This window comes from Streptomyces torulosus (genome assembly GCF_001419765.1).
GTDB lineage: Bacteria > Actinomycetota > Actinomycetes > Streptomycetales > Streptomycetaceae > Streptomyces > Streptomyces torulosus.
In genome coordinates this window covers 1-6220 of record NZ_LIRK01000702.1, presented here as the reverse complement: position 1 = coordinate 6220, position 6220 = coordinate 1, and the positions used below count along the sequence as shown (strand labels likewise).

Sequence of the window (6220 nt, the reverse complement as noted above, 5' to 3'; positions counted from 1 at the left end):
CCACGGAGGTCAGCGCGGGCGCTGGCCGTACGCGGCGATCTGGCGTCGGGGGCGCCCGCGCGACCTCCGTGGTGGTCGTGCCGCCCGTCAGGCCCACCGCCTCACCGGGCGCGACGAGGTCCGCCACCGCCTTCGCGACGCGCTGCTTCTCGGTGGCCCGCCGGGCCGTCTTGTAGCGCAGCGGCAGCTCGTACGACACCCCGTGCACGACCGCCCCGCCCCGCGTCCGGACGAGCATCTGCTGCTCGGCCAGCTGGTCGAAGTCGCGCCGGATGGTCGCCGCCGACACCGCCAGCTCGGCCGCCGCCTCCTCGACGTCGAGCCGCCCCCGCTCCACGAGCAGTTCGAGCAGCGTCTGCCAGCGGGCGTCGCGGGACATGGGGCACCCCACCTCTCCGTCCGGACGTGATCTTCGGACGACCCTAGCGCAGACGGTACCGCCCGGATGCTTGAAGATGTTCGAAACGAGGCTCTATCTTGCACCTACGAGCATGGAGCTGTCGTCTGCTGGGGAGGGTGACCGTATGACCCACGTCGAGGACGAACTGAACAGCCAGCCCGAGTGCTGGTCCCGCGCCGCCGCCGAGGCGGTGTCCCACGCCGGTGCCCTGCCCGCGGCGGGGGAGCGGGTGGCGCTCGTCGGCTGCGGCACGTCGTACTTCATGGCCCAGGCCGCCGCCGCACTGCGCGAAGGCGCGGGGCAGGGCGAGACGGACGCCTTCGCGGCCTCCGAGTTCCCCCACGGCCGCGCCTACGACCGGGTCGTCGCCCTCACCCGGTCCGGCACCACCACCGAGGTGCTCGACCTGCTGGGCGCGCTCCGGGGCCGTACCCGCACCACCGCGATCACGGCCGACCCGGACACACCGGTGATGACGGCCGCCGACGACCTCGTCGTGCTGGACTTCGCCGACGAGAGATCCGTCGTCCAGACCCGCTTCGCCACCACGGCACTCACCCTGCTCCGCGCCCACGCGGGCCTGCCCGTCGACGGGGCCGTGACCGACGCCCGCACCGCGCTGGAGGCCCCGCTGCCCGAAGGCGTCGTCGACAGCGCCCAGTTCACCTTCCTCGGCCGCGGCTGGACCGTGGGGCTCGCGCACGAGGCCGCGCTCAAGATGCGGGAGGCCGCGCTGGCGTGGAGCGAGGGATATCCGGCGATGGAGTACCGGCACGGCCCCATCAGCGTCACCACACGGGGTACGGCGACATGGATGTTCGGGGAGGCTCCCGAGGGGCTGGCCGAGCAGGTCCGCCGGACCGGCGGGACCTGGGTGGCCGGCCGGCTCGACCCCCTCGCCGAACTCGTCCGCGCCCAACGTCTCGCCGTCGCCGTGGCCGCGGCCCGTGGCCTCGACCCGGACCGACCCCGCCACCTCACCCGCTCGGTGATCCTCGACCCGACCCCGTGACGAGCCCGGCCCGCGCGGCGCGTGCGGATCGTACGGCGAAGGCCGGCCGCGCGACACGTGCGGATCGTGCGACGACCCCGTACCGCCGGCAGATCCTCGACCGTCCAGCCCTTCAGGAGGAGTTGTGCCCCTCACGACGACCGGCGAGCTGATCACGGGGGCGGCCGCCGCGCACACCGCCGTGGCCGCGTTCAACATCATCACCCTGGAGCACGCGGAGGCCGTCGTCGCGGGCGCCGAGTCCGTCGACGCGCCCGTCGTCCTCCAAGTCAGCGAGAACGCGGTGAAGTTCCACGACGGGGATCTGCTCCCGCTGGCCCGCGCCGCCACCGCCGCGGCCGAGCGGGCGACCGTGCCCGTCGCGCTCCACCTCGACCACATCCAGAGCGACGACCTGCTGCGCCGGGCACCCGACGCCGGCTTCAGCTCGGTGATGTACGACGCGTCGCGCCTGCCGTACGCCGAGAACCTCGCCGCCACCCGGGCCGCCGTGGACTGGGCGCACGCCCGGGGGCTGTGGATCGAGGCCGAGTTGGGGCAGGTCGGCGGCAAGAACGGGCTGCCGCCGCTGGACGCGCACGCCTCCGGCGCCCGTACCGACCCCGACGAGGCCCGAGCCTTCGTGGCAGATTCCGGAGTGGACGCCCTCGCCGTGGCCATCGGCAGCGCGCACGCCATGACCACCCGGACGGCCACCCTCGACCACACCCTCCTCAAGCGGCTCTCCGGTGCCCTCGACGTCCCCCTCGTCCTGCACGGCTCCTCCGGCGTCCCCGACGACGAACTCCGGGCGGCCGTCACCGGCGGCATCGCCAAGGTCAACATCGGTACCGCCCTCAACATCGCCCTGACCGGCGCGATCCGCGACCTCCTGACCGCCCGCCCCGAGGCCGTGGACCCCCGCACCTACCTCGCGGCGGGCCGTACGGCGATGACGGAGACGGTGGCCCGGCTGATCGGCGTCCTGGCCACCCCGTCGACGTGAGGCTTGGGGTCAGGCGGTGATGTACGCCGTCCCGTGCGCCGGGGCGCCCGAGACGACCTATGGCCGTCGCCAGGGGAAAGAGGCGCGCCCGGGGGCTGCCGTGTAAAGGTCCTTCTAACGGAGCCACCCGCGCGGGGAATGTGACGGCCGTCACTGGTACTTTTCCGTCATGCGGGAGACGGAGATCCACCTCGGTGAGCCGCCCGTCGTCGCGGGCATCGGAGTCGGCGTGCACGGGGTGGCCGGGCGGACGGACGTGTTCCGGCTCCCGGAGCTCTGGCAGCTCCACCTCTACCAGTACGAGGCCGAGTTGACCGTCGACGGCTCCCTCCACACCATCCGCCCCGGCCGGGTCAGCCTCGTCCCGCCCGACACCACGGTCCGCTACCGCTACCGGGGCCGCTCGGAACACCTCTACGCCCACCTGCGCATCGCCCCGACCGGCGCGCTCCGCACGGTTCCCGTCGTCCAGGACGCCGGCCCCGAACTCCCCGCCCTGACCGATCTGTTGCTCCAGGCGGTGGCCGCCGCCCCGAGCGAGCCCGAGCGCACCAGGGCCGAGATCTGGACGACCCTGTGGCGGGTCGCCCACCTCACGCCGCCCGCCGCGGCGGACCCGGGCCCGCACCCGGCGGTCATCACGGCCATCGCCCACATCGAGGCCCACCTCGCGGCCCCGCTGTCCATCCCGGACGTGGCCCAGGCGGCCGGTGTGTCCCACAACCACCTGACCCGGCTGTTCCGGGCGGAGACGGGCAGCACGGTCGTCGGCTACATCCGCCGCCGCAGACTCGAACGCGCCCACCACCTGCTGCGCGCCACGACCCTCTCCATCCCCGCCGTCGCCGCCTCCGTGGGCATCCCCGACCTCCAGGCCTTCAACAAGGCCTGCCGCCGCGAGCTGGGCGCATCCCCGAGGGCCCTGCGCGGTGTCGCTCCATGACCTGCCGCCGAACACCACGGACAGGCGCCCTCGCCGTCACGACCCCCGCTTGACCGCCTGCAGCACCACGAACTTGGCGTCCCCGGCGACGAGTCGGCTGTTGCCGAAGATCCGCCGCAGCTTCACGTGATACCCCAGATGGCGATTGCCGACCACCCACAGCTCGCCCCCCGGCCGCAGCGCCCGCCGCGCCCCGGTGAACATCCGCCAGGCCGTCGCGTCGGTCGTCGCCTGGTGGGAGTGGAACGGCGGGTTGTTGAGGACGAGATCGACGCTGCCCGGCGCGAACCCCGCCATCCCGTCCCCGACCCGGAACTCGGCCTTGCCGTCCGCGTTCGCCCGGTACGTCGCCTCCGCCGAGGCCACCGCCTGGTACGACTCGTCCACGAACACCACCTCGGCGTCCGGGTCGTCCAGCGCGACCGCCGTACCGACCACGCCGTTGCCGCACCCCAGGTCCACCACGCGCCCGCCACCGCGGCCCCGCGGCAGGTGCCGGAGGAAGAACCGGGTGCCGATGTCGAGCCGGTCGGCGCAGAACACCCCCGCGTGATTGACGACGGTGCGCCCGGCCAACATCCCGATGTCGTCCGGCAGTTCATAGGTGTACGGCCACGGGTCGGCCTCGCGGGCCCGCACGACCCCGGCGTCCGGCGTGCAGAAGATCAGCCGTGCCTTCTGCTCGGCGAGCGAGGTGCGGGTCGGCCCGAGGACCCGCTCGAACAGCTTCAGCGTCGAGGTGTGGATCTCCTTCACCATCCCCGTGCCGACGACGACCGTCCCCTCGTGCACGGCCGGCGCCAACCGGTGCAACTGGTCCTCCAGGAGGGCGAGGCTCTTGGGAACCCGGACGAGGAGCACGTCGACCCGTTCCGGAGGCGGGTCCTGGGTGGTGAGCAGCCGCACGGTGTCGGGGTCGGCCCCGTTGCGCGTGAGGTTCGCCCGGGTGGCCTCCCGGCTCAGGAAGGAGTCGGTGATCTGGGTCGGCCGGTGCCCGGCGAGCGCCGTGGTCAGCGCGCCCCAGCGGTCACCGACCACCACGACCGTCCCGTCCAGCGGTGTTCCGCTCGCCGCGAGGTGGCGCAGCAGATACGCGTCGGACGCGTCCCAGGCGCGCAGCCGGTCACGGGGGTCCTCGGGGTGGCGGGCCAGGGCGTACTCGCCCCAGGGCGCGGTCATACGGTCGCTCATCGTGTCCCCAGGCTAACCGAGCCGCAGCTCAGGCCGGGTCCCCACGGGGTGCGTGATGATGGAGCCATGGACGCCGAGCTGTTCCCCCGCAGCCGTACGGAGATCGCGCCCGGCGCGGTCCACGTCCCCGACTGGCTGGACATGGAGCGGCAGCGGCGGCTCCTCGCGGCCTGCCGTGAGTGGGCCCGCCCGCCCGCCGGGCTCCGCACGGTCCACACCCCCGGCGGCGGCACGATGACCGCACGCCAGGTCTGCCTCGGCCACCACTGGTACCCGTACGGCTACGCCGGCACGGTGGTCGACGGCGACGGCGCCCCCGTGAAGCCGTTCCCGACCTGGCTGGACGCCCTGGCCCGCCGCGCGGTCGCGGACGCCGCCGGTACCGCCCCGGAGAAGGGCCCCGGCCCCGCGACGGCCCCCGGCACGGCAGCCGACCCGGCGCCGGGCCCCCACGTGATGACGGACCCGTACGACATCGCCCTGATCAACTTCTACGACGGGGACGCCCGCATGGGCATGCACCGCGACGGCGACGAGGAGTCGGACGCGCCGGTGGTGTCGCTGAGCCTCGGCGACACCTGTGTCTTCCGCTTCGGCAACCCGCGCTCGCGGGCCCGGCCGTACACGGACGTGGAGCTGCGCAGCGGCGATCTCTTCGTGTTCGGCGGGCCGTCCCGGCAGGCGTACCACGGGGTGCCCCGGGTGTACGCGGGGACGGCGCCGCCCGCGTTGGGCCTGGCCGGGCGGCTGAACATCACTCTGCGGGTGAGCGGCTTCGGCGGCGGGTGAGGCCGACCCGGCGGCACCCGAGCCGGTACGGATCATGGGAGACTCGCCCTCATGGACGGCAAGGCGGCCCCCAAGGCGGCGGGCGAAGGGACAGCGGCGACGACACGTACCCGGTTGGACCGGGGGAGGGGCGCGCTCGGTCCGGCGCTCGAACTCGTGCACACCGGGCGGGCGCCGACGCGGGCCGTGCTCACCTCCGAACTGGGCGTCACCCGGGCCACGGCGGGTGCCGTGGCCGCAGAGCTGGAGGCGCTGGGGCTGATCCGGGTCGACGCGCACCCCGGCGCGGCCGCCGGTTCCCAGGGGCGCCCCTCGCACCGTCTGGAGGTCGCCGAGGAGGGCCCCGTCGCGCTCGCCGCCCAGGTGCACGCCGACGGATGGCGGGCCGCGCTGGTCGGGCTCGGCGGGCGGATCGTGGCGACCGCCCCCGGTTGCGAGACCGTCGACGCGGACCCGGCGAAGGTGCTCGGGTCGGTGGTCGAGGCGGGCGCCGACCTGCTCCGCGAGACGGGCCGACGATGCGTGGGCGCGGGCCTCGCCGTGCCGTCCGCCGTGGCCGAACCGGCGGGCCTCGCCCTGAACCCCCTCCACCTGGCCTGGCCGGCGGGTGCCCCGGTCCGCGAGATCTTCTCCGAGCGGGTACGGGCGGCCGGCATCCAGGGCCCGGCCTTCGCGGCCAACGACGTGAACCTCGCCGCGCTCGCCGAACACCGGCACGGCGCCGGCCGAGGTGCTCGCGACCTCCTCTGCGTGGCCACCGGCCACCGGGGCGTCGGCGGCGCGCTGGTCCTCGACGGCCGCCTGCACACCGGGAGTTCCGGCCTCGCCCTCGAAGTCGGCCATCTCACCGTCAACCCCGAGGGCCGCCCCTGCCACTGCGGCAGCCGCGGCTGCCTCGAC

At 74.5% G+C, this 6220-nt stretch carries 7 protein-coding genes; 5 read left to right on the top strand and 2 right to left on the bottom strand.

Annotation, left to right across the window (positions count from 1 at the left end; genetic code table 11):
- The coding region (locus tag AOK23_RS37870; protein WP_157878271.1) for a DeoR family transcriptional regulator at positions 1-379 on the bottom strand (379 nt) is incomplete at its 3' end.
- Between the two features lie 145 nt (positions 380-524).
- Here AOK23_RS37870 and AOK23_RS37865 point away from each other — a divergent pair.
- The 3 genes from AOK23_RS37865 (at position 525) to AOK23_RS37855 (ending at position 3340) form a co-directional block, all read left to right on the top strand.
- Positions 525-1412, top strand: coding sequence for an SIS domain-containing protein (locus tag AOK23_RS37865; RefSeq protein WP_055717009.1), 888 nt, complete (start codon positions 525-527; stop codon positions 1410-1412).
- A 124-nt stretch (positions 1413-1536) separates the two neighbouring features.
- The gene (locus tag AOK23_RS37860; protein WP_055717008.1) at positions 1537-2397 is read left to right on the top strand and encodes a class II fructose-bisphosphate aldolase; all 861 of its coding nucleotides are present in this window, start codon (positions 1537-1539) and stop codon (positions 2395-2397) included.
- Positions 2398-2566: 169 nt separating this feature from the next.
- Positions 2567-3340, top strand: a complete 774-nt coding sequence (locus AOK23_RS37855; protein ID WP_055717007.1) for an AraC family transcriptional regulator — start codon at positions 2567-2569, stop codon at positions 3338-3340.
- Positions 3341-3376: 36 nt separating this feature from the next.
- Here AOK23_RS37855 and AOK23_RS37850 read toward each other — a convergent pair whose 3' ends face one another.
- Positions 3377-4531 (bottom strand): methyltransferase, encoded by a 1155-nt coding sequence (locus AOK23_RS37850; RefSeq protein WP_206336405.1) that lies wholly within the window; start codon positions 4529-4531, stop codon positions 3377-3379.
- A 66-nt stretch (positions 4532-4597) separates the two neighbouring features.
- Here AOK23_RS37850 and AOK23_RS37845 point away from each other — a divergent pair, with 66 nt between their 5' ends.
- Together AOK23_RS37845 and AOK23_RS37840 are read left to right on the top strand one after the other, a co-directional pair.
- Positions 4598-5320 carry an alpha-ketoglutarate-dependent dioxygenase AlkB family protein gene (locus AOK23_RS37845; protein WP_055717005.1) on the top strand — a complete coding sequence of 241 codons (723 nt, stop codon included), beginning with the start codon at positions 4598-4600 and terminating at the stop codon, positions 5318-5320.
- 51 nt (positions 5321-5371) lie between these two features.
- On the top strand, positions 5372-6220 hold an 849-nt coding region (locus AOK23_RS37840; RefSeq protein ID WP_055717004.1), incomplete at its 3' end, for an ROK family protein.